We start from the raw sequence: 22,790 nt of genomic DNA on the forward strand, positions 1-22,790 counted from the left end.
GCGACCCTAGTGACCTCATTGTGATCAGATCAAATCCTCACCGCGAAAAAGTCGGTCGCCGAGCGTTTTCTTTACGGTTGATGGACGGACAGTAATGCTCAATTGACGTTCCGTCGCATAACAGTGGTGGCCCAATTCGGGCATTGAGCACGGTAGTTGCCGTTATCCGTCAACAGCGTTCAAGACGTGACGGCCGCACCCAAGGCGCGCTAGCCGCGCGTAAGCCGCTTCAGGAGCACCGCGGACGCCACCGGCCGGGCTCCGGCCTTGGCGATCCCGTCGGCCACCTCGCGGTCGGTGGAGGCGACGATCACCGGCCGCCCCGGCGGCTCGGCGCGCACGAGCTGGCGGATCAGCTCGTCCGCGGTGACGCCCGGCTTGGAGAAGAGCACGCGGACGCCGCGCGGCGGCGCGAGCAGCACCGGCGCGGCGAGCTCGGCGCCGTCGAAGACGCAGGTGACCTCGGCCCCGGTCTGCAGCGCGAGCTGCGAGAGCGAGCCGAGCAGGCGCAGCCGCTGCTTCTCCAGCGGCATCGTGGGATAGCCGGTCTTGGTCACGTTGTAGCCGTCGACGACCAGGTGCGCCTGCGGCAGGGCGAGGAGCTGGTCCAGGATGGCCGGGTCGTTCTCGGACAGCGCGCGGGCCGCGATGTCCTTGGGCGTCATCCGGCCGGGCTCGACGGCGTCCACGGTCTCGGCGGGGCGCACCGACACGGGCGGCAGCGCCAGCTCGCGGCGCAGCCCCTGGGCGGCGTCGAGCACCGTGTCGAGCAGCAGGCGCACCCGCATGTCCTCGACGCTGCGGCCCTCGCGCGCGGCCCGGCGCGCCGCCTCCAGGGCCGCCTCGGCCTCGCCGAGCCTGGCCTTCAGGCGCCGGGTCTCGCTCTCGGCGGCGGAGAGCTGGGCCTGCCCCTCGGCGCGGGCGGCCTCGGCGTCGGCGGCGGCCTTGCGCAGGGCCGCCTCGCCGCGCTTGACGTCGCTGAGCGCACCGCGCAGCTTGCGGTGCATCGATTCGGCTTCCTTCCTCGCCGCGTCCAGCTCCGCGCGCAGCCGCTCGGTCTCGGCCTTGGTGTGGGCGCGGGCGGCGGCCAGCTCCGCGCGCAGCCGCTCCAGCTCGGCCCGGGCCTCCTCGCCGGCGCGCTCGGCGTCCGCCCGCTGGGCCTCCTCGCCGGCCGCGGTCACGAGCTTGACCCAGCCGGTGGGGCGCAGCACGTAGGCGGCGGCCGCGACGTCCAGCGGGTCGGCGGCGGGCGGCGGGGTGCCCGCGTCGAGGGCGGCGGTCAGCTCGGGCTGGGCCTCGCGCAGGCGCTCGCCGATGCGCTGCCGGAAGACGGGGTCGCTCTCCAGGGCGGCGGCCATGGCGTTGCCCGCGAACTTCACGCGCCGGGTGGGCGTGAAGCGCGCGTACTGGCGCAGCTGCGGCGGCAGTTCGGTCACCGTCAGGCCGCCGAAGCCGTCCGACACGATCTGCACGACCGCCCGCCGCACGCCGTCGGGCAGCGGACGGTCGAGCACCTCGGCGGCGCCGTCCTCCGGCGTTCCGCCCGCGCTCTCCACCATCGGTCACCCCACTAGCTGTGCGGGGCCCGCTCCCGTCAGGAGCCGGCCCCGGGCCTGTCCACGAGTTCCACCTGGTCCACCGCGTTGCACCAGCGGCAGCGGACCGACTCGATGGTCTCACTGACCACCTCGCGTTCCTCGACCTTCGGCGCTCCGGCCAGGTCGAGGTGCACGTATTCGACGACCTTCGACGAGCGGGTCACGTCGAACCGCGTGAGGTTGCCGCAGAGCGTGCAGCGCCACCGTGTGGTGTCGGTCGGCAGGGGAACCGTCATCGTGACGTTCGCTTTCCGTCGGGGGACCGTGGTGCGTGGTTCCCGTAACCCTAAGGCCTGTGTAAGGACCGCCGTGCGCACGGATGCGAGGCGGCCGCATCGCGCGGGGGACCGCCCGGGCGAGGCGGTCCGTCCGGACCCGCCCCTTACGTCATGCTCTGTGCATGCTCATCACGTGGGGCGCGGCGGCGGGCCGCGCGCTCCGGCACCCGGCCGCCCCGGTGACGTACGCGCTGATCGCCGCCTGCTGCGCGGTCTTCCTGCTGTCCCCGCTGTCCGGCTTCAACCCGGCGTACGGCACCGGCGACCGGCTCATCGCCGCCCAGCAGGCCTACTTCGAACGCTGGGGGGTGGTACCCGTCGAACTCCTCAGCGGCAAGCCGCGTTCCGCCCTCACACCTCTGACGGCGCTCTTCGTGCACGGGAGCTGGCTCCACCTCCTGGGCAACATGCTCTTCCTGTACGTCTTCGGGGTGATGGTCGAGGAACGCATGGGCCACCTCCAGTACGGGCTCTTCGCGGTGGGCTGCGGCTGTCTCGCCCTCTTCGCCTACGCCGTCGCGCACGCCGGGTCCGCGCAGACGCTGGTCGGCGCCTCCGGGGCGATCTCGGCCGTGCTCGGCGCCTTTCTCTATCTCTTCCCGAGAGCGCGCGTCACCAGCCTCTTCCCGTTCCTGTTCTTCCTGCCGCTGCGGTTCCCGGCCTGGGTGGTGCTGCCGTTCTGGGTGGCGCTCCAGTGGATCGCGGCGGGCCAGCGGCAGCAGGGCCCCGGTGTCGCCTATCTGGCCCACCTGGTGGGGTTTTCGCTCGGGTTTGTCTACTCCTGGGGGCGGTACGGCCGGACGGCTAGAGTGAAGGGCCAGGACCCGGCCACCGAGGGAGACAGCCAGCCGTGATCACCGCGATCGTGCTCATCAAGACCAGCGTGGACCGGATTCCGGAGATCGCCGAGTCGATCGCCGCCCTCGACAGCGTCAGCGAGGTCTTCTCCGTGACCGGCACCTACGACCTGATCGCCATGGTCCGCGTGGCCCGCCACGACGACCTGGCCGACGTCATCCCGGGCCGGATCAGCAAGATCCCGGGCGTGGAGGGCACGGACACGCACGTCGCGTTCCGCACGTACTCCCAGCACGACCTGGAGGCGGCGTTCGCGATCGGCCTCGACTCCTAGGCCCTGCCCGGCAGACTCCGCGCGGGGCGTCCACATCCCGCCCCTTCCCGAAACCACGGGGCTCCGCCCCCCCGGACCTCTGTCATCGCGCCGGCGCGCTCGTCCTCAAGCGCCGGACGGGCTGGACATTTCTCCCGCGGCCACAGCTGCGGATCTCAGCCGCGCTCGGCGGAAGAATCCAGCCCGTCCGGCGTTTGAGGACGACGCGCGAAGCACCCCGGTGACGCTCACCGAGGCGCTCGGCCGGGGGGCCGAGTTCCCCATCGACGCCACCGAGCGGGCCCTGCGGGTGATCGTGCTCGGCGCACGCCTGCCGGGTCAGGCGGCGGTGGCCTCGGCGGTGGCGGCGCCGGTGTCGGGTACGCAGCGTCCGTCCACGGTGCGGTAGCTCCACCGCGCGCCGTCGCGGACCAGCTCCCTGACCGCGCGGACGAACCGCTCGACGTGCTCGTCGGGGGTGCCCGCGCCGAAGCTCACCCGGATCGCGTTCAGCGACCGCTCGCCGGGCGCGGCCTCCGGGGCACCGCACTCACCGGGCTCGTCGGGCGCGCCACCGAGGAGCGTGCGCACCAGCGGGTGGGCGCAGAACAGGCCGTCGCGGACGCCGATGCCGTACTCGGCGGAGAGCGCGGCGGCGAAGTGCGAGCTGTTCCAGCCGTCCACCACGAACGAGAGCACCCCCACGCGGGGCGCGTCGTCCCCGAACAGCGAGAGCACCCGCACCTCGGGCACCTCCGCGAGGCCCGCGCGCACCTTGCCGATCAGGTACCGCTCGCGCGCGACCAGCGTCTCGAAACCCGCATCGGTCAGGGCCTTGCAGGCGGAGGCGACGGCGTAGGCGCCGATGACGTTCGGCGAGCCGGCCTCGTGCCGCGCGGCGGTGTCGTGCCACTCCACGTCCACTCCCCCGTCGGCGCGGCGCGCCACCGCCCGCGAGGCGCCCCCGCCGGCCAGGTAGGGCTCGGCGGCGCGCAGCCAGTCGGCCCGCCCGGCGAGCACCCCGGAGCCGAAGGGCGCGTACAGCTTGTGCCCGGAGAAGGCGACCCAGTCGACGTCCGACTCCGCGATCTCCACGGGGTGGTGGGGCGCGAGCTGTGCGGCGTCGAGGACGACGCGGGCGCCGTGCGCGTGCGCGGCGGCGGTGAGTTCGCGCACCGGCCACAGCTCACCGGTGACGTTCGAGGCGCCGGTCACGCAGACCAGGGCGGGCCCGTGGGGGTCGCGGGCGGCGAGGGCCCGCTCCAGGTTCCGCACGGCCTCGTCGGGCGTGCGGGGCGCGTCCAGGTAGGTGACGCGCGCGTCGCGCCACGGCAGCAGCGAGGCGTGGTGCTCGGTCTCGAAGACGAAGACCTGGCAGTCGGCGGGGAGGGCCGCGGCCAGCAGGTTCAGCGAGTCCGTGGTGGACCGCGTGAAGATCACCTGGTCGTCCTCGCGGCAGCCGAGGAACGCGGCCACGGCGGCGCGGGAGTTCTCGAACAGGTCGGTCGAGAGCTGCGAGAGGTACCCGGCGCCGCGGTGCACGCTGCCGTAGTACGGCGCGTACGCGGCCACGTCGTCCCAGACCCGCTGGAGCGCGGGCGCGCTGGCCGCGTAGTCGAGCGCGGCGTACGTCACCTCGCCGCCGGTGACGAGGGGGACGGTGACGTCCCGGCCGAGCACCGGTAGCGGGGCGGCGCAGCAGGGGTCGGCGGTCTCGGCGGCGACGGCGGTCGTGGTGGCGGCGGTGGCGGCGGCAGGGCGTGCGGACATGGCGAACTCCCGTACGAGGCAGGCGAGTTCACTGCGCGGGCGGCGGCGACGACCGGCGGCGCGGCGCAGTGACGAAAGGGGAAAAGGGTGCGCGGAAGAGGGGCGACGAGGCCCTAGCGCATTCGCTTGCTCACGAGACTGCTCCCTTGAGGACCAGGACCCCAGGGTTGCGAGGGGTCCGCGCTTGCGGTGGACCTTGCTGTCCACCGCCTGGTCTTCACCCGGGGCACCCCGCCACGGACGGAGGGTTGCCGGACAGCGGGCCGGGGCCGTAGTCGCTGTCACTCATGACCTGCGCAGCATCTTGCCACACGATCTTCGCGGCGCAACACCGCGGTCCAGGATGCGGACTGCGGTGTGCGCCACACCCGGCCGGGCCCGCGGTCACGGGCCCGGCTCGCGGTCAGCGGTTGCTGGCCGCCACCCAGCGCGCCAGCGCGCTCCGCGCCGCGCCCGAGTCGATCGACTCCGCCGCCCGCGCCATCCCGGTGCGGATCCGCTCCGTCAGGGGGCCCTCGCCCGGCTCCAGGGCGACCAGGGCCGCCGCCGAGTTGAGCAGCACCGCGTCCCGCACGGGGCCGGTCTCGCCGTCCAGGAGCCGCCGCGCGACCTCCGCGTTGTAGGAGGCGTCGGCGCCCCGCAGCGCCTCGACGGGCACCAGGCCGATGCCGACGTCGCGCGGGTCGAAGGCCTCCTCGCGGACCTGCCCGTCCCGCACCACCCACACCCGGGAGGTGGCGGTCGTGGTGAGCTCGTCCAGGCCGTCGTCGCCGCGGAAGACGAGCGCCGAGGAGCCGCGCTCGGCGAGGACGCCGGCGAGGATCGGCGCCATCCGCGCGTCCGCGACGCCGGTGGCCTGGGCGCGCACCCTGGCCGGGTTGGTCAGCGGGCCGAGGAAGTTGAAGGTCGTCCGGATGCCCAGCTCGCGCCGCGCGGGCGCCACGTGGCGCAGCGCCGGGTGGAACTTGACGGCGAAGCAGAAGGTGATGCCGGCCTCGTCCGCGACCTCCCGCACCCGCTCCGGGGTCAGCTCCAGGTTGACGCCGAGCTTCTCCAGGACGTCGGAGGCGCCGGACGCGCTGGACGCCGCGCGGTTGCCGTGCTTGACGACCCTGGCGCCGGTCCCGGCGACGACGATCGCGGACATGGTCGAGATGTTGACGGTCTTGGCGCCGTCGCCGCCGGTGCCGACGATGTCGACGCTCGGCCCCGGTACGTCGATGACGTGGGCGTGCTCGTACATCGCCCGGACCAGGCCGGAGATCTCCGCGACCGTCTCGCCCTTGGCGCGCAGCGCGACGGCGAAGCCCGCGATCTGCGCGTCGGTCGCCTCGCCGCGCATGATGCGGTCCATCGCCCAGGCCGTGTCGTCGGCGCTCTGGTCTCGGCCGTCCAGCAGGCCGTTCAGCACGTCGGGCCAGGAACGGCCCGCCGCGGTGTCGCCTCCAGCGGGGGTCACAGCGCTCATAGCCGCTCCTGAGTTCGTCCGTACGGGAGAAGGGCCCCACCGGTGGGGGCGCGGTCCCACCCTATCCAGCCCGGGGACGGCGAAGAGCCCCGTCCGGTCCGTGGACGGGGCTCTCGCTGTGGCGACCTCTACGGGTCTCGGTGCCGGTGGATCCGGCGATCAGTGGTGGCCGTGGCCGCTCGTGATCTCCTTGTACTCCTCGGCGGTGGGCTTCGGGATCTGGCTGTCCTCGCCGTACATGTTCCTGGACAGCTTCGCCCGCAGCTTCTGCGAACCCTTCACCTTGCGCTGGACGCCGTTCTCGTCGACCGACGGGCCGATCTCGAGCGGCTTGTACTGCTCGTGCGCCGTGAGGGTGTGGAGCTGCTCCTGGTCGAGCGGCTCGTGCACCTCGACGAACTCACCGTGCGGCAGGCGCTTGATGATGCCCGACTCGCGGCCGTGCAGCACCTTGTCGCGGTCGCGGCGCTGGAGGCCCAGGCAGATCCGCTTGGTGACGATGAACGCGATGACCGGTCCGACGAAGAAGAAGATCCGGACGAACCAGGTGATGGCGTTGATCGACAGGTGGAAGTGCGTGGCCCACAGGTCGTTTCCACCACCCACCAGCATGATCATGTACGCGGTCACCCAGGCGACACCGAAGGCGGTGCGGGTCGGGGCGTTGCGCGGGCGGTCCAGGATGTGGTGCTCGCGCTTGTCGCCGGTGACCCAGGACTCGATGAACGGGTAGACGGCGATGGCCGCGAGGACCAGCGGGAAGATCACCAGCGGGATGAACACGCCCAGGACGAGCGTGTGGCCCCAGAGGTTGATCTCCCAGCCCGGCATGACACGGATCAGACCCTCGGCGAAGCCCATGTACCAGTCGGGCTGGGCGCCGGTGGACACCTGGTCCGGGCGGTACGGGCCGAGCGCCCAGATCGGGTTGATCGAGGCGATCGCCGCGATGGCCGCGATGACACCGAAGACCAGGAAGAAGAAGCCTCCGGCCTTGGCCATGTAGACCGGGAGCAGCGGCATGCCGACGACGTTCTTGTTGGTCTTGCCGGGGCCCGCGAACTGCGTGTGCTTGTGGTAGAAGACCAGGATCAGGTGCGCCACCACGAGGCCGAGCATGATGCCCGGCAGCAGCAGGATGTGGACCGAGTAGAACCGGGCCACGAAGTCGCCGCCGGGGAACTCGCCGCCGAACAGGAACATCGACAGGTACGTACCGACGATCGGCACGGACAGGATCGCGCCCTGCATGAAGCGGACACCGGTGCCGGAGAGCAGGTCGTCGGGGAGCGAGTAACCGGTGAAGCCGGTGAACATGCCGAGGACAAACAGCAGGAAGCCGAACAGCCAGTTGACCTCACGCGGCTTGCGGAACGCGCCGGTGAAGAACACGCGCATCATGTGCACGAACATGCCGGCGAGGAAGATCAGCGCCGCCCAGTGGTGGATCTGCCGGATCAGCAAGCCACCGCGCACATCGAAGGAGATGTGCATGGTCGAGTTGAATGCCTCGGACATGAGCTGTCCCTGCAGCGGGACGTAGCTGCCGTGGTACTCCACCTCGTTCATCGACGGGTGGAAGAACAGCGTCAGGTACACACCCGTGAGGATGATGATGATGAAGCTGTAGAGGCAGATCTCACCCAGCATGAAGGACCAGTGGTCCGGGAAGATCTTGCGCATGTTGGCCTTGGCCAGGGAGTAGATCCCGAGGCGGCCGTCGGCCCAGTCGGCGACCCGCTCACCGGCGGGCGCTTTCTTGCGGTGGTCGGCAGCCGTGGTGGCTGACGTCGTTTCGGTGCTCATCCGCGCTCCCAGAAGGCAGGACCGACGGGCTCTTCGAAGTCGCCGAGCGCCTCGAGGTAGCCCTCGTCGTTCACGCCGATGCGCAGCTGCGGCAGGGCGTGACCGGCCGGGCCGAAGATCACTCGGGCACCGTCGGAGAGGTCGAAGGTGGACTGGTGGCACGGGCAGAGGACGTGGTGCGTCTGCTGCTCGTACAGGGAGATCGGGCAGCCCACGTGGGTGCAGATCTTGGAGTACGCGACGATGCCTTCGTGCGACCACGCCAGCTCGCGCTTGTCCTTGATGTCGTCGGGCTGGAGCCGGACGATCATCAGGGCGGCCTTGGCGATCTGGGTCTGGAAGTCGTGGTCGTGCTCCTCCAGGCCCTCGGGCTTGGCGAAGGTGAGCGAACCGACGGCGACGTCCGAGGGACGCAGCGGCTCGTTCGTGTTCATGTTCACGAGCAGCTTGCCCTTGGCCCACAGGGTGTGCCGCAGCTTGTCCTCCGGCAGCGGACCGAGGTCACGCAGCAGGACGACGCCGGAGAGCGGGACCAGGGACAGCGCGCCGAACATGGTGTTGCGGATCAGCTTGCGCCGGCCGAGCTGGGACTCCTTCGCGCCCTGCGCGAAGTCCGCGAGGACCTTGGCCTTGACCTCGGGCTCGGCCTCGATCGGGTGCCGGTCGTCGGCGACCTCGACGTCGGACATCAGGGTGCGGGCCCAGTGGACCGCGCCCGCGCCGATGCAGAACAGCGCGAGACCGAGGGTCATGCCGAGCGCGAAGTTCAGCGCGCTGACGTGACCGATGGGCCACAGGTAGACGCTCTTGTCGACCGGGAACGCCACGAAGGACGCGATGAAGCCGATCGTCGACAGCATCGACACCGTGAACAGCAGGGCGACCGTGCGCTCGGAGCGCCGGGCGGCCTTCTCGTCGATGTCCTGGACGCGGTGCTCGTGCGGCGGCAGGCCCGGGTCCGCGAACGGGTCGGCGTGCTCGCCGGTCCTGTCCACGGCCACCGCGCCGTGCGCGGACTCCTGCTCGCTGGGCAGGTTCTCTTCTGGGGTTTCTTGGCTACTCATGACTTCTTGGCCTTTGCGGTCCGGGCGGCGACCCACACGGCGACCGCGATCAGCGCGCCGAGGCCGAAGATCCAGGCGAACAGGCCCTCGCTGACCGGTCCGAGACCGCCCAGCTTGAGACCACCGGGGCTCTCGGTCTTCTCGCTGTTGACCGCGTCGAGGTACGCGATGATGTCCTTCTTGTTCTTCTCCGGCATCGTCGTGTCGGGGAAGGACGGCATGTTCTGCGGGCCGGTCTGCATGGCCTCGTAGATGTGCTTCTTGCTGACGCCTTCCAGGCTCGGCGCGTACTTGCCGTGGGTCAGCGCGCCACCCTCACCGGTGAAGTTGTGGCACTGGGCACAGTTGGTGCGGAACAGCTCGCCGCCCTTGGCGATGTCGGCGCCCTTCGGGTCGACCTGCTTGTCGGTCGGCACGGAGGGACCCGCGCCGAGCGAGGCCACGTAGGCCGCGAGCTGGTCGATCTCGGCCTGGGTGTAGATGACCTTCTTCTTCGGCGCCTGGGCACCCTGCTGCTGCAGCGGCATCCGGCCGGTGCCGACCTGGAAGTCGACAGCGGCGGCGCCCACACCCACCAGGCTCGGGCCGTCGGACGTGCCCTGACCGCCGGTTCCGTGGCAGCTTGAGCAGCCCACGGCATAGAGCTTCTTGCCCTCGTCGATGGCGAGGGACTGAGCGGTTTCGTCGGCCTGCGCCTTGTCCGCCGGCGCGAACGCGGCGTACAGCCCCCCGGTGGCCGCCAGCGCGAGGAGTAGGACGACGACCGCCGCCAGCGGATGGCGTCGTCGTGCGGAGAGCTTTTTCACGGATTACCCCGGTGTCAGGATCTTCTGCGTCGATGCTTCTGGACTGTGTCGATACGTCGGGTGCGCCCGGCGGCCCGGAGCCGCCGCGCCCCGGCGCCGACTTACTTGATCATGTAGATCGTGGCGAAGAGGCCGATCCAGACGACATCGACGAAGTGCCAGTAGTAGGACACGACGATGGCGGCGGTCGCCTGCTCGTGGGTGAACCTTCTGGCCGCGTAGGTACGGCCGAGGACCAGCAGGAAGGCGATGAGGCCACCCGTCACATGCAGTCCGTGGAAGCCGGTGGTCAGGTAGAAGACCGAGCCGTACGGGTCGGACGAGAGCGAAAGGCCCTCGTGCTTGACCAGCTCGGTGTACTCGAAGACCTGGCCGCCGATGAAGATCGCACCCATGATGAAGGTGACGATGAACCACATCCGGAGCTTCTTCACGTCACCGCGCTCGGCCGCGAACACGCCGAGCTGGCAGGTGAGGGAGGAAAGCACCAGGATCGTGGTGTTGGTCGCCGAGAACGGGAAGTTCAGGCTGTCCGCCATTTCCTTCCAGTGGTCGGGACCCGTCACCGATCGCAGGGTGAAGTACATCGCGAAGAGGGCCGCGAAGAACATCAGCTCGGAACTCAACCAGATGATGGTTCCGACGCTGGTGAGGTTCGGTCGATTGACCGGCGGGTGCGCGTGCCCGGTGTCTACTGTCGTTGCTGTCGCCACGACCGACATTATGTCGGTCGCTTATCCCGCCCTCACCCCGGGGGGTGCCGTTCGGAGTGTCTGGTGCGTGTGTCCTGCCCGTATGGCCCATCGCGGCACTGCCCGAACCAGTGTTGACGAGGTGTCGGGAGGAGTAGCATCCGCGCGAGATCCCTCGACGATGCGGAGGAACCATGCAGCCGACCGCCACGGTGTTGATCTACAGCGATGACGCCAACACCCGCGAACAGGTCCGGTTGGCGGCCGGGCGCAGGCCCGCCGCCGATGTTCCCGCAGTCGAGTTCGTCGAGTGCGCCACGCTCCCCGCGGTCCTGGAGGAGCTGCGGCGGGGCGGCATCGACGTCTGCGTGCTCGACGGGGAGGCCGCGCCCGCGGGCGGCATGGGCGTCTGCCGGCAGATCAAGGACGAGGTCTTCCAGGCCCCGCCCGTGCTGCTGCTCATCGGACGGCCGCAGGACGCCTGGCTGGCCACCTGGAGCCGGGCCGAGACGGCCGTGACGCTGCCGCTGGAGCCGGTGGAGTTCGCCTCCGCCCTGGCCTCCCTGCTGCGCGGGAAGGCCGCCCTGAGCGCCTGAGGGCCCTGCCGGTCCCCCGGCGGCGCGGGCCCCCCGGTTACGCGGCGGCCCCGGTTACGCGGGCCGGGGGCGCAGGCGGGCCGGGTCGGAGGCGTCGCGGCCCGCGCTCGGGTCCGCGAGGAGGGCGCTGCCCTTGCGCCAGGCCGCCCAGGGCACGTTCCAGTCGCCGTAGCCGTTGCCGAAGTGGTCCATGCCGGCGCCGGCGCTGTTGACGACCTGGACGAGGTCGCCCGGGCGGACGGTCTGGAAGAACCAGGCGGCGTTGCCGGTGCTCATGCCGGTGCAGCCGTGGCTGGTGTTGGCGACGCCGTGGGAGCCGGCCGACCAGGGGGCGGCGTGCACGTACTCCCCGCTGTCGGTGACGCGCGTGGCGTAGTACACCATCTTGTCGTAGAAGTCCGCGGCGCCGATGCTGCGGCTGGTCATGCGGACGACGTGCTCCTTGCCCAGGACCACCTTGATGCCGTTCCTGGTGGCGTAGCCGGGCCTGCCGGTGGTGACCGGCATGGAGTGGATCTCCTTGTCGTTGCGGTAGACCTTCATCCAGTGCGCGGCGGCGTCCGTGACGGCCACGATCTTGTCGCCCGTGGTGAACCGGAGCGGGGCGACCGCGGCGCCCCGCAGCCCGTCGGAGACCTTGACGCCCTCCAGCGTGCTGTGCACGTGGACGGTGGCGTTGGCGGGCCAGTACTCCTTCGGGCGGTAGTGCAGCGTCGTGTCGTCCACCCAGTGCCAGGCGCCCTGCGTCGCGGGCTCCGAGCGGACCTTGAGCGCCCGCTCGACGACGGCCCTGGCCTTCTTGTCCTTGACCGGCGCGCCGAGCTTGGCGGTGACGGGCTGGCCGACGCCGTACTTGCCCGCGGCCGGGCCCAGGGTGACCTTCAGCAGCTCCTTCGGGCTGGGCGCCGCGGTGTCGAACGTCAGGACCTTGCGGCCGGGCGAGCCCTTACCGTCCTCCGTGCTCACCCGGACCGTGTAGCGGGCCCCGGCCGCCAGCGGCGCCGTGCTGCGCCAGCGGGTGCCGTCGGCGGAGAGCTCGCCCGCCACGTAGCGGCCCGTGGCGTCGGTGGCCGTGACGTCCGTGATACGCCCGTCGCGGCCCCGCGCGGTGACCTCCAGGGGCTTGTCCGGGTCGGCCTTCCGGTCGCTGTTCCCGGGACCGTTGAAGGCCACCTGGGACGCCGCGTCGTACGGCGCCGCCGAGAGCGGGTCGTCGCCGCCGTCCCCGCAGGCCGTCGTGCCCGCGCCGAGGGCGACCACCAGGAGGGTGCAGCTCAGCACCGTGCGGATTCGCGGAGAGTGGCTCATGAACACACGGTATGAAGGTTCGACACGCCGTGCGCGGCGGGTGACCCGTCCGAGGGTTCACCCGTAAGGCCGAACCGGAGCGGCCCCCCGGGGCCCTCCGAGCGGCGGCCGAAGGCCCGCGGACCCCGGCAACGGCCAGGGGCCCGGACGCTCCTGACGGAGTGTCCGGGCCCCTGGGGGTGCGACTCGATGCCCTACTGGTTCTGGTTCTCGCCGCGGTAGTACTCGAAGACCCAGCCCCACAGGCCGATCAGGATGATCGGGGCCGAGAAGTACAGCAGCCACCAGCCGAAGACGACGCCCATGAAGGCGAGCGCGCCACCGACGGCCAGGGACAGCGGCTGCCAGCTGTGCGGGCTGAAGAAGCCCACCTCGCCGGCCTCGTCCGCGACGTCGGCCTCCTTGTTGTCCTGTGCGGAGGCGTCGACCCGCCGGGCCGTGAAGGCCAGGTAGTAGCCGATCATGATGCACAGGCCGAAGGCCAGGAAGAGCGCGGTGGTTCCGGCGGGCTCCTTCGACCACCAGCCATACACGATGGCCATGATCAGTACGAAGACGCTCAGCCAGATGAACATCTTGCCCTGGATCTTCACTTGCCGGCCTCCTTGCCGCCGGCGACGGCGGCCATCTCGCCCTCACCGGCGTTCTCGAGCTGGTCGAGCGCGGCGATCTCAGGGTGGTGCAGGTCGAACGCCGGGGATTCGGAGCGGATCCGCGGCAGGGTGATGAAGTTGTGCCGCGGCGGCGGGCAGGAGGTGGCCCACTCCAGGGAGCGGCCGTAGCCCCACGGGTCGTCGACCTCGATCTTCTTGCCGTACTTGGCGGTCTTCCACACGTTGTAGAAGAACGGCAGGATCGACAGACCGAGCAGGAACGAGGCGATCGTCGAGATCGTGTTCAGGGCGGTGAAGCCGTCGGCGTCCAGGTAGTCCGCGTACCGGCGCGGCATGCCCTCGGCGCCCAGCCAGTGCTGGACCAGGAACGTGCCGTGGAAGCCCACGAACAGCGTCCAGAAGGTGATCTTGCCGAGCCGCTCGTCCAGCATCTTGCCGGTGAACTTCGGCCACCAGAAGTGGAAGCCGGAGAACATCGCGAACACCACGGTGCCGAAGATGACGTAGTGGAAGTGCGCGACCACGAAGTACGAGTCGGAGACGTGGAAGTCCATCGGCGGCGAGGCCAGGATGACACCGGTCAGACCACCGAAGGTGAAGGTGATCAGGAAGCCGACCGCCCAGAGCATCGGGGTTTCGAAACTCAGCGAGCCCTTCCACATCGTGCCGATCCAGTTGAAGAACTTCACACCGGTCGGTACCGCGATGAGGAACGTCATGAAGGAGAAGAACGGCAACAGCACGCCGCCGGTGACGTACATGTGGTGCGCCCACACCGTCACGGAAAGACCGGCGATGGCGATGGTCGCGCCCACCAGGCCCATGTAGCCGAACATCGGCTTACGGGAGAAGACCGGGATGACTTCGGAAATGATTCCGAAGAACGGCAGGGCGATGATGTACACCTCTGGATGGCCGAAGAACCAGAAGAGGTGTTGCCAGAGCAAGGCGCCGCCGTTGGCCGCGTCGAAGATGTGGGCACCAAACTTGCGGTCCGCCTCCAGGGCGAACAGCGCGGCGGCCAGGACCGGGAAGGCGAGCAGGACCAGCACACCGGTCAGCAGCACGTTCCAGGTGAAGATCGGCATGCGGAACATCGTCATGCCGGGGGCGCGCATGCAGATGATCGTGGTGATGAAGTTGACCGAGCCGAGAATGGTGCCGAAGCCGGAGAAGGCCAGACCCATGATCCACATGTCGGCGCCGATGCCCGGCGACCGGACGGCGTCGGAGAGCGGCGAGTACGCGAACCAGCCGAAGTCCGCGGCGCCGTTCGGGGTGAGGAAGCCGCCGACCGCGATGAGCGAGCCGAACAGGTACAGCCAGTAGGCGAACATGTTCAGCCGCGGGAAGGCGACGTCCGGGGCGCCGATCTGGAGCGGCATGATCCAGTTCGCGAAGCCCGCGAACAGCGGCGTCGCGAACATCAGCAGCATGATCGTGCCGTGCATCGTGAACGCCTGGTTGAACTGCTCGTTCGACATGATCTGCGTGCCGGGACGGGCGAGCTCGGCGCGCATGAAGAGCGCCATGACGCCGCCGATGCAGAAGAACGCGAACGACGTGACCAGATACAGCGTGCCGATCGTCTTGTGGTCCGTGGTGGTCAGCCACTTGACGACGACGTTTCCGGGCTGCTTGCGCCTGACCGGCAGTTCGCTCTCGTACGAGTCTTCCGCTGCCGCGGCACCCTGAGGTTCGTTGAGGATGCTCACAGTTGGTTCGTCTCCCGGTTCTTCTCGCGGTCCGTCTGCTCGATGCCGGCCGGGATGTAACCGGTCTGGTTCTTCTTCGCGAGGTCTTCGAGGTGCTTCTGGTAGCGCTCGGGAGAGACGACCTTGACGTTGAAGAGCATCCGGGAGTGGTCGACGCCGCACAGCTCGGCGCACTTGCCCATGAAGGTGCCCTCCTTGTTGGGAGTCACCTCGAACGCGTTGGTGTGGCCCGGAATGACGTCCTGCTTCATCAGGAACGGCACCACCCAGAAGGAGTGGATGACGTCGCGCGAAGTCAGGACGAAGCGGACCTTCTCGCCCTTGGGGAGCCAGAGGGTGGGGCCGGGGTTGCCGTTCTGCGGGTTCCGCTCGCCCGGCGTGCCGACCTCGTAGACGCCGCCCGCGTTGTCCGGGAAGTCCTTCCGGAAGCGGTCCGGAATGGCGTCGAGGTCCTTGGACGTCTTGGCGTCGCCCTTGTCGGAGCCCGGCACGTCCTCGATGTAGTTGAAGCCCCAGCTCCACTGGTAGCCGACCACGTTGATGGTGTGCTTCGGCTTGTCGTCGAGCGCGAGGAGCTTCGACTCGTCACGGGCGGTGAAGTAGAACAGCACCGAGACGATGATCAGGGGGACGACCGTGTACAGCGCCTCGATGGGCATGTTGTAACGGGTCTGTGCCGGTACCTCCACCTTGGTGCGGCTGCGCCGGTGGAAGATGACGCTCCACAGGATCAGGCCCCAGACCAGCACGCCCGTGGCGAGCGCAGCCGCCCACGAGCCCTGCCAGAGGGAGAGGATCCGCGGAGCCTCCTCCGTGACCGGGGTCGGCATACCCAGGCGGGGAAAGTCCTTGTATGTGCAACCGGTGGCGGTTACCAGGACCAGGCCCGCAGTCAGTGCCTGCAGCAGCTTCCGCCGCATCGGGCGCCGCGGCGAGCGGTCGGAGCCGTTGGGACTCACGTAGCGCCTTCCCGAGAGTCTCGCCCGCGCGGTTGGCTGCGGCCTTCTCGCTGGTCGGTCGCCGCCCTGCGTCGGGCAGGGGTTTGGATGTTTATGCGGACCAAACCCTACTGGACGCTATTTGGGGTCGCGCGGGGAGGGTGCCTAACGCGCCGCGGGTCACTCCGAAGGGGGGCGATCGCCGCCGGGGGCGGCGATCTGACGGGTGCTTGGGCGCCTGTCAGTTCGGGGCTGCGGCTTTCCCTGGCGGGTGCGGGCGCGTCCCTATTGCTCGCGCAGTTCCCCGCGCCCCTTTGGGGCGCTGCCCCTGAGGGAGGTCTTAGCGTTACGGGGTGTCCTACTTCGATGCTGCTTCCTCCGCTCCGCTTCATCCCGTTGCCCGGCAGGCGCTGCAGGCCTCCCTGGAAGAGGGGTGGGCCGATCCCTCGCGGCTGTACCGGGAGGGGCGGCGGGCGCGGATGCTGCTCGACGCGGCACGGGAGGCCGCCGCCGAGGCGGTGGGGTGCCGGCCGGACGAGCTGGTGTTCACCACCTCCGGCACCCGGGCCCTGTACGACGGGATCGGCGGGGCGCTCGCCGGGCGGCGGCGGGTGGGGCGGCACCTGGTGGTGTCCGCGGTGGAGCACTCCGCGGTACTCCATTCGGCCGCGGCGCACGAGCGGGCCGGCGGGGCGGTGACCGAGGTGGGCGTGGACCGGGCCGGGGCGGTGGACGCCGCGGCGTACGCGGCCGCGCTGCGCGACGACACCGCGCTGGCCTGCCTGCAGTCCGCCAACCACGAGGTCGGCACCCGGCAGCCGGTGGCCGAGGTGGCGGCGGCGTGCCGGGAGGCCGGGGTGCCGCTGCTCGTGGACGCGGCGCAGTCGCTGGCGTGGGGGCCGGTGGACGGCGACTGGGCCCTGCTCACGGCGAGCGCCCACAAATGGGGCGGACCGGCCGGTGTCGGGCTTCTGGTGGTGCGCAAGGGGGTGCGGTTCGCGCCCCAAGGCCCGGTGGACGAGCGGGAGTCGGGCCGGTCGGCCGGGTTCGAGAACATCCCGGCGGTCGTGGCGGCCGCGGCGGCGCTGCGGGCCGTGCGCGCGGAGGCGGCGCAGGAGGAGGCCCGGCTGCGGGAGCTGACGGAGCGCATCCGGGCGCGGGTGCCCGCGCTGGTGCCGGACGTGGAGGTGGTGGGCGACCCGGCGCGGCGGCTGCCGCACATGGTGACCTTCTCCTGTCTCTATGTCGACGGGGAGACGTTGCTGCACGAGCTGGACCGGGCCGGGTTCTCCGTGTCCTCCGGCTCCTCGTGCACCAGCAGCACGCTCACGCCGAGCCATGTGCTCAAGGCGATGGGCGTGGTCAGCGAGGGCAACGTCCGGGTGTCACTGCCGCTCGGCACCGACGCGGCGGAGGTGGAGCGGTTCCTCCAGGTGCTGCCCGGCGCGGTGTCCTCCGTACGGGAGAAGCTGGGCGCGCCGGCGCCGGGCGCCGCGGGCGGTGCGGGCGGGACGGCCGGCGCGGTGACCATCGACGCCCTGGGCGAGCGCTGCCCGCAGCCGGTCATCGAGCTCGCCAAGGCCATCGACCGGGTGCGGGTCGGCGGGACCGTGACGGTCCTGTCGGACGACGAGGTGGCGGCCGTGGACATCCCCGCCTGGTGCTGGACGCGGGGGCAGGAGTACGTCGGCGCGGAGGAGCGCGAGCGGGGCGCGGCCTACGTCGTGCGCCGCCGCGCCTGAGCCCGCGCCCGTACGCGGAGGTACGCGGAGGCACGCGGGGCCCCGCGCCCCGCGCCCCGCCCGCGGACGGGGGCGGCGCGCTCCCCCGCCCCGGCGGGTTCCGTCCGCCCCGGCCGGGGCGGACGGTCGCGTCAGGCCAGGTGCGCCCGGACCTCGGTGGCGGCCTCGTCGCCGTACGCCTTGGCGAACCGCTCCATGAAGGAGCTGCGCCGCAGCTCGTACTCCTGGGTGCCGGTCGTCTCGATGACCAGCGTGGCGAGCATGCAGCCGACCTGTGCCGCGCGCTCGTGCGAGACGCCCCAGGCCAGCCCGGAGAGGAAGCCCGCGCGGAAGGCGTCGCCCACGCCGGTCGGCTCGACCTTGGCCTCCTCCTGCGGGACGCCGACCTCGATCGGGTCCTGCCCGGCCGCCTCGATGCGGACGCCCTTCGCGCCGAGCGTCGTCACCCGGTGGCCGACCTTGCCCAGGATCTCGGCGTCGCTCCAGCCGGTCTTGGACTCGATCAGGCCCTTCTCGTACTCGTTGGAGAACAGGTACGTCGCGCCGTCGAGCAGGGTGCGGATCTCGTCGCCGTTCATGCGGGCGATCTGCTGCGAGAAGTCCGCGGCGAAGGGGATGCTCCGGCTGCGGCACTCCTCGGTGTGGCGCAGCATCGCCTCGGGGTCGTCGGCGCCGATCAGGACGAGGTCGAGGCCGCCCACGCGGTCGGCGACGGTCTTGAGCTCGATGAGGCGGGCCTCGCTCATGGCGCCGGTGTAGAAGGAGCCGATCTGGTTGTGGTCGGCGTCCGTGGTGCAGACGAAGCGCGCGGTGTGCAGCGTCTCGGAGATGCGGACCGACGCGGTGTCCACGCCGTGCCGGTCGAGCCAGGCGCGGTACTCGTCGAAATCGGGGCCCGCGGCACCGACCAGGATCGGGCGGGTGCCGAGCTGCCCCATGCCGAAGCAGATGTTGGCGCCGACCCCGCCGCGGCGGACGTCGAGGGCGTCGACGAGGAAGGAAAGGGAGACCGTGTGCAGTTGGTCGGCGACGAGCTGGTCGGCGAAGCGGCCGGGGAACGTCATGAGGTGGTCGGTGGCGATGGAGCCGGTGACTGCGATACGCACGGCTGGGAGCTCCTGCGGCGTGTAGCGGCGGCGCCCCGCGCTCCTTGCGGGGCGGTGGCGGACGTCGCGTGGTCGGTTGACGGTTAACGCTATCCGGTGAGGCGGCGTTCGAAGAACTGGCCAAAAATACCCGATAGTAGCCCTTTCTCCTTGGGCGTGGCGGTGCTTACGGTTCCGCTATGACCCTCTTTCCGCAGGACAGCGCCGCGGCGCCCGCCGTCGAGCAGGCAGCCGACACCTGGGAGACCTTGCGTGGTGCTTGCACGCGCATGGTTCCGCACTGGGCGGTGCCCGCCGGGCCCGCGGCGGCCCCGATGCCGCCCTCGCGCATCCACGGGGTCACGGTCCCGGCGGCGTCCGCCCGGCTCCTCGACGGCATGTCCGAGTACGGGGACTGAGCCCCGGAGCCCGAGGGAACCGGGTGCTCCGCCGCCGCGTCCCATCGCCGTCCCCCACCGGGGGGACGTCATGTACGACGGGACGACGCGGTGCGCACGCTCCGTGACGGACCGCCGTACGGGCTCTCCAGACGGCACGGCACGCGAAGGAGCGATGCGGTGGACACCGAGCAGACGCGGGACGGACGGCGGCGGCGGTCATCGCTGGTGGTGACGTCGGTCGCGGCCGCGGTGCTGCTGGCGGGCGGCGGGACGTACCTGCTCACGGCCTCGTCCGACGACGGTGGCGGCGCCCCGGCGGGCGGCGGAGGCACACCGCCCCCGCTCGCCCTCGACGGATACGCGGACGGAAAGGGCGGACACTCCGATTCCGGACCGGGCCGTACGAACGGGACGGGCGGCGGCGCCTCGGAGGGCATCGCCCCGGGCGAGCCCGACCCCACCGGCGCGACCTACCGGGCGGTGGGCGAGCTGCCGAAGGGGCCGGATTCGGCCGCGGTGTACGCGCCGCGCGGCGAGGTCACCCGGGAGAGCGTGACGCGCCTCGCCGAGGCCCTCGGCCTGTCCGGCACGCCCGTGGCGCAGGGCGACGCCTGGCGGCTCGGGCCGGCCGACGACGGCTCGGGCCCCTCCCTCCAGGTGGCCCGCAAGGCCCCCGGCACCTGGACGTTCAGCCGCCACGAGCCCGGGGGCGGCGACAACTGCCGCAAGGGCCGGCCCTGTCCGGACGGCACCTCCCCGGAGACCGGCACGCCCGTCGGGGAGGCGGCCGCGAAGAAGGCCGCCGCGCCCGTCCTCAAGGCCCTCGGCCAGGACGGCGCGAAGCTGGACGCGGGCCAGCTCATGGGGTCGGTGCGGGTGGTCAACGCGTCCCCCGAGGTGGACGGCCTGCCGACGTACGGCTGGTCGACCGGCGTGCAGGTGGACGGGGACGGCCAGGTGGTCGGCGGCAGCGGCCACCTCGCCGCGCTGCGCAAGGGCGCGACGTACCCCGTGGTGAGCGCGGAGAAGGCCCTCGACCTGCTGAACGCGTCCGGCAACGGCCGGGTGGGCATCGGCGGCTGCGCGACGCCGGCGCCGCGCACGCCGCAGAAGCCCGGGAAGCCCGCGGTGCCCGAGGAGCCGGACAAGCCCGTGAACCCGGCCGAGCCGGAGAAGAAGGCGCCCGGGCCGCGCACGCTGCCCGGGGCCGAGGACGGCACGCCGGGCTCGCGCGAGCAGGCGCCGTGCGAGCCGACCGTGCCGCCGAAGCCGCGGCCGGTGCCCGTGGTCGGCGCCACGTTCGGCCTGGCCGCGCACTTCGTCGCCGGGCGGCAGACGCTCGTACCGTCGTGGCTGTTCGAGGTGCGGCCGCACGGCGCGCCGGTCTCCTCCACGGTGTCGCACCCGGCGGTGGAACCGGCGTACCTGAAGGCGCCCGGCCTGCCCGGTGACGCCGAGCCGGAGCCCGGGCCCGCGGAGCCGGGCATCGTCACCAAGGACGTCCGGATCGACGGGTACAGCTCGTCCGGCAGGACACTGGCGCTGCACTTCACGGGCGGGGTGTGCGATACGTACGAGGCGACGGCGGCGGAGAGCGGACGGCAGGTCACCGTGAAGGTCACCGCGACCGGCGAGAAGGGCAAGATGTGCATCGACCTGGGCAAGTTCTACACGCTGCCGGTGACGCTGGAGAAGCCGCTGGACGGCCGGAAGGTCGTGACCCCCGAGGGCGCGGCGGTGCCGCGGGACAAGGGCGAGGTGAGGGGCGAGCCCGCGCCGCGGACGTAGCCCGCGCACACGCATGAAGGCGGTGGCCCCCGAGCCGGGGGCCACCGCCTTCATGCGGTACGTCCAGCCGTACGTCCTGGCCGGCCGTACGTCCTAGCTGAAGGAGTCGCCGCAGGCGCAGGAGCCCGTGGCGTTCGGGTTGTCGATCGTGAAGCCCTGCTTCTCGATCGTGTCGACGAAGTCGATGGAGGCACCACCCAGGTACGGAGCGCTCATGCGGTCGGTGACGACCTTCACGCTGCCGAACTCCTTGACGACGTCACCGTCGAGCGAGCGCTCGTCGAAGAAGAGCTGGTAGCGCAGACCCGAGCAGCCACCGGGCTGAACGGCGACGCGCAGCGCCAAGTCGTCGCGGCCTTCCTGGTCGAGCAGGGCCTGGACCTTGGCCGCGGCGGCGTCGGTCAGGATGATGCCGTCGGTGACGGTGGTGGTCTCGTCCGATACGGACATCTACATCTCTCCCGGGTTGTACGGAGACTGCTTGCCGACCGGTAGCAACCGGCGGGACCGCGTATTCATTCCCATGCTCGCACACGGGCCACGACGGGGGATGCGTCACATCGACACTATGGCCATCGTCAAACTGACGTGAAGCGGTTATGATAGATAACGTCAATTAGACGAAAAGCCCCCGGTGCAAGCACCGGCTCCACTGGAGGCGGCTACGCCGCCGCGACATTTCAGAAGAAAGGGTGCGTGTCGTGACCACCGCCCAATCCCCCGTGGCCGCCGTGGACCTCGGTGACCTCGGCGTTCAGCCGACTCCGCTCGCCCTGCTGCTGCTCGGCCGCGAGGCCGACCCCCGGAGCGAGCGAGGCGTGGAGTGCCCCGGCGACCTGCCCGCGCCGTCGGACCCCGGCCTGGTGGAGCGCGCCCGCGCCGCCAAGGAGAAGCTCGGCGACAAGGTCTTCGTGCTCGGCCACCACTACCAGCGCGACGAGGTCATCCAGTTCGCGGACGTGACCGGCGACTCCTTCAAGCTGGCCCGGGACGCGGCGGCGCGGCCGGGGGCGGAGTACATCGTCTTCTGCGGCGTGCACTTCATGGCGGAGTCCGCGGACATCCTGACCACCGACGACCAGAAGGTGGTCCTCCCGGACCTGGCGGCCGGCTGCTCGATGGCCGACATGGCCACGGCGGAGCAGGTCGCCGAGTGCTGGGACGTGCTCACCGAGGCCGGCGTCGCCGAGCAGGTCGTACCGGTCTCGTACATGAACTCGTCCGCGGACATCAAGGCCTTCACGGGCAGGCACGGCGGCACGATCTGCACCTCGTCCAACGCCAAGCGGGCGCTGGAGTGGGCCTTCGAGCAGGGCGAGAAGATCCTGTTCCTGCCGGACCAGCACCTCGGGCGCAACACCGCGGTCCGCGACCTGGGCATGTCCCTGGAGGACTGCGTCGTCTACAACCCGCACAAGCCGAACGGCGGCCTGACCGCCGAGCAGCTCCGCGACGCGAAGATGATCCTGTGGCGCGGCCACTGCTCCGTGCACGGCCGCTTCTCGCTGGAGTCGGTCGAGGACGTCCGCGCCCGGATACCCGGCGTCAACGTCCTCGTGCACCCCGAGTGCAAGCACGAGGTCGTCGCCGCGGCGGACTACGTCGGCTCGACCGAGCACATCATCAAGACCCTGGAGGCGGCGCCCGCGGGCTCCAAGTGGGCCATCGGCACCGAGCTGAACCTGGTGCGGCGCCTGGCCAACCGCTTCGCCCCGGAGGGCAAGGAGATCGTCTTCCTCGACAAGACGGTGTGCTTCTGCTCCACCATGAACCGCATCGACCTGCCGCACCTGGTGTGGGCGCTGGAGTCGCTGGCCGACGGCAAGCTCGTCAACCGCATCGAAGTCGACCGCGAGATCGAGCAGTTCGCGAAGCTGGCGCTGGAGCGGATGCTGGCGCTGCCGTAGCCGGACGGTGCCGTGCTGCTGCACTGCCGTGCTGCTGTACTGCCGCGGGTACGCGGCTCGGTGAGGGGCGTTCGCCAGGGCGGGCGCCCCTCACCCGTGCGGT

The 22,790-nt window shown here is 71.0% G+C and carries 21 protein-coding genes, 1 pseudogene and 1 riboswitch; of the genes and pseudogenes, 8 read left to right on the top strand and 14 right to left on the bottom strand.

Going from position 1 to position 22,790, the window contains the following annotated elements; translation table 11 throughout:
* Positions 1-209: 209 nt before the first annotated feature.
* Both QK440_RS20945 and QK440_RS20950 read right to left on the bottom strand, forming a co-directional pair.
* On the bottom strand, positions 210-1,559 hold the full coding sequence (locus QK440_RS20945; RefSeq protein WP_282794698.1) for an NYN domain-containing protein: 1,350 nt from the start codon (positions 1,557-1,559) through the stop codon (positions 210-212).
* Between the two features lie 35 nt (positions 1,560-1,594).
* Positions 1,595-1,834 (bottom strand): hypothetical protein, encoded by a 240-nt coding sequence (locus tag QK440_RS20950; RefSeq protein WP_016639563.1) that lies wholly within the window; start codon positions 1,832-1,834, stop codon positions 1,595-1,597.
* Positions 1,835-1,998: 164 nt separating this feature from the next.
* On the opposite strand from QK440_RS20950, the gene QK440_RS20955 reads away from it, so the two are divergent.
* From QK440_RS20955 to QK440_RS20965, 3 genes and pseudogenes are all read left to right on the top strand, one after another.
* On the top strand, positions 1,999-2,730 hold the full coding sequence (locus QK440_RS20955) for a rhomboid family intramembrane serine protease (RefSeq protein ID WP_282794699.1): 732 nt from the start codon (positions 1,999-2,001) through the stop codon (positions 2,728-2,730).
* A complete protein-coding gene (locus tag QK440_RS20960) occupies positions 2,727-3,008 on the top strand; it encodes an Lrp/AsnC ligand binding domain-containing protein (protein ID WP_161699606.1) in 282 nt (93 codons plus the stop codon). The genes QK440_RS20955 and QK440_RS20960 overlap by 4 nt, the downstream gene beginning before the upstream one ends.
* 217 nt (positions 3,009-3,225) lie before the next feature.
* A pseudogene (locus QK440_RS20965) lies at positions 3,226-3,396 on the top strand (glycerate kinase); the annotation flags it as partial.
* On the opposite strand, the gene QK440_RS20970 reads toward QK440_RS20965, so the two are convergent.
* From QK440_RS20970 to QK440_RS20995, 6 genes are all read right to left on the bottom strand, one after another.
* Positions 3,327-4,757: an aminotransferase class V-fold PLP-dependent enzyme gene (locus QK440_RS20970; RefSeq protein WP_282794700.1), complete on the bottom strand. Its 1,431-nt coding sequence runs from the start codon at positions 4,755-4,757 to the stop codon at positions 3,327-3,329. The pseudogene QK440_RS20965 and the gene QK440_RS20970 overlap by 70 nt on opposite strands.
* A 175-nt stretch (positions 4,758-4,932) precedes the next feature.
* Positions 4,933-5,050, bottom strand: a riboswitch (SAM riboswitch).
* Between the two features lie 110 nt (positions 5,051-5,160).
* Positions 5,161-6,225 carry an anthranilate phosphoribosyltransferase gene (gene trpD, locus QK440_RS20975; protein WP_282794701.1) on the bottom strand — a complete coding sequence of 355 codons (1,065 nt, stop codon included), beginning with the start codon at positions 6,223-6,225 and terminating at the stop codon, positions 5,161-5,163.
* Between the two features lie 159 nt (positions 6,226-6,384).
* On the bottom strand, positions 6,385-8,031 hold the full coding sequence (locus QK440_RS20980) for a cytochrome bc complex cytochrome b subunit (RefSeq protein ID WP_282794702.1): 1,647 nt from the start codon (positions 8,029-8,031) through the stop codon (positions 6,385-6,387).
* Positions 8,028-9,095, bottom strand: coding sequence for a Rieske 2Fe-2S domain-containing protein (locus tag QK440_RS20985; RefSeq protein ID WP_282794703.1), 1,068 nt, complete (start codon positions 9,093-9,095; stop codon positions 8,028-8,030). Before QK440_RS20985 ends, QK440_RS20980 begins: the two co-directional genes overlap by 4 nt.
* Positions 9,092-9,901: a cytochrome c gene (locus QK440_RS20990; protein WP_282794704.1), complete on the bottom strand. Its 810-nt coding sequence runs from the start codon at positions 9,899-9,901 to the stop codon at positions 9,092-9,094. Before QK440_RS20990 ends, QK440_RS20985 begins: the two co-directional genes overlap by 4 nt.
* Positions 9,902-10,002: 101 nt before the next feature.
* On the bottom strand, positions 10,003-10,623 hold the full coding sequence (locus QK440_RS20995; protein ID WP_190135594.1) for a heme-copper oxidase subunit III: 621 nt from the start codon (positions 10,621-10,623) through the stop codon (positions 10,003-10,005).
* 164 nt (positions 10,624-10,787) lie between these two features.
* Here QK440_RS20995 and QK440_RS21000 point away from each other — a divergent pair, with 164 nt between their 5' ends.
* Complete coding sequence (locus QK440_RS21000; RefSeq protein ID WP_282794705.1) at positions 10,788-11,189, top strand: hypothetical protein; 402 nt, start codon at positions 10,788-10,790, stop codon at positions 11,187-11,189.
* Between the two features lie 54 nt (positions 11,190-11,243).
* Here the strand turns inward: QK440_RS21000 and QK440_RS21005 are convergent, their stop codons facing one another.
* The 4 genes from QK440_RS21005 to coxB form a co-directional block, all read right to left on the bottom strand.
* Positions 11,244-12,497 (bottom strand): Ig-like domain-containing protein, encoded by a 1,254-nt coding sequence (locus QK440_RS21005; protein WP_282794706.1) that lies wholly within the window; start codon positions 12,495-12,497, stop codon positions 11,244-11,246.
* A 194-nt stretch (positions 12,498-12,691) separates the two neighbouring features.
* Entirely contained in the window at positions 12,692-13,090 is a 399-nt protein-coding gene (locus QK440_RS21010) for a cytochrome c oxidase subunit 4 (RefSeq protein WP_190135597.1), read from the bottom strand.
* Positions 13,087-14,826 (bottom strand): cytochrome c oxidase subunit I, encoded by a 1,740-nt coding sequence (gene ctaD, locus QK440_RS21015; protein ID WP_282794707.1) that lies wholly within the window; start codon positions 14,824-14,826, stop codon positions 13,087-13,089. Before ctaD ends, QK440_RS21010 begins: the two co-directional genes overlap by 4 nt.
* Complete coding sequence (gene coxB / locus QK440_RS21020) at positions 14,823-15,785, bottom strand: cytochrome c oxidase subunit II (protein ID WP_190135599.1); 963 nt, start codon at positions 15,783-15,785, stop codon at positions 14,823-14,825. Before coxB ends, ctaD begins: the two co-directional genes overlap by 4 nt.
* Positions 15,786-16,117: 332 nt before the next feature.
* Here coxB and QK440_RS21025 point away from each other — a divergent pair, with 332 nt between their 5' ends.
* On the top strand, positions 16,118-17,506 hold the full coding sequence (locus QK440_RS21025; protein WP_282794708.1) for a cysteine desulfurase/sulfurtransferase TusA family protein: 1,389 nt from the start codon (positions 16,118-16,120) through the stop codon (positions 17,504-17,506).
* A 131-nt stretch (positions 17,507-17,637) separates the two neighbouring features.
* Here QK440_RS21025 and QK440_RS21030 read toward each other — a convergent pair whose 3' ends face one another.
* Positions 17,638-18,612 (bottom strand): carbohydrate kinase family protein, encoded by a 975-nt coding sequence (locus tag QK440_RS21030; RefSeq protein WP_282794709.1) that lies wholly within the window; start codon positions 18,610-18,612, stop codon positions 17,638-17,640.
* Positions 18,613-18,791: 179 nt separating this feature from the next.
* Between QK440_RS21030 and QK440_RS21035 the strand changes: the two genes are divergently transcribed.
* A complete protein-coding gene (locus QK440_RS21035) occupies positions 18,792-19,010 on the top strand; it encodes a hypothetical protein (protein WP_282794710.1) in 219 nt (72 codons plus the stop codon).
* Positions 19,011-19,169: 159 nt separating this feature from the next.
* Entirely contained in the window at positions 19,170-20,780 is a 1,611-nt protein-coding gene (locus QK440_RS21040) for a hypothetical protein (RefSeq protein ID WP_282794711.1), read from the top strand.
* Positions 20,781-20,873: 93 nt separating this feature from the next.
* Here QK440_RS21040 and QK440_RS21045 read toward each other — a convergent pair whose 3' ends face one another.
* The gene (locus QK440_RS21045) at positions 20,874-21,230 is read right to left on the bottom strand and encodes an iron-sulfur cluster assembly accessory protein (protein ID WP_282794712.1); all 357 of its coding nucleotides are present in this window, start codon (positions 21,228-21,230) and stop codon (positions 20,874-20,876) included.
* A gap of 242 nt (positions 21,231-21,472) precedes the next feature.
* On the opposite strand from QK440_RS21045, the gene nadA reads away from it, so the two are divergent.
* Entirely contained in the window at positions 21,473-22,687 is a 1,215-nt protein-coding gene (nadA, locus tag QK440_RS21050; RefSeq protein ID WP_282794713.1) for a quinolinate synthase NadA, read from the top strand.
* Positions 22,688-22,790: the final 103 nt, after the last annotated feature.

It is taken from the genome of Streptomyces sp. CC224B, from assembly GCF_030010595.1.
Lineage (GTDB): Bacteria > Actinomycetota > Actinomycetes > Streptomycetales > Streptomycetaceae > Streptomyces > Streptomyces longispororuber.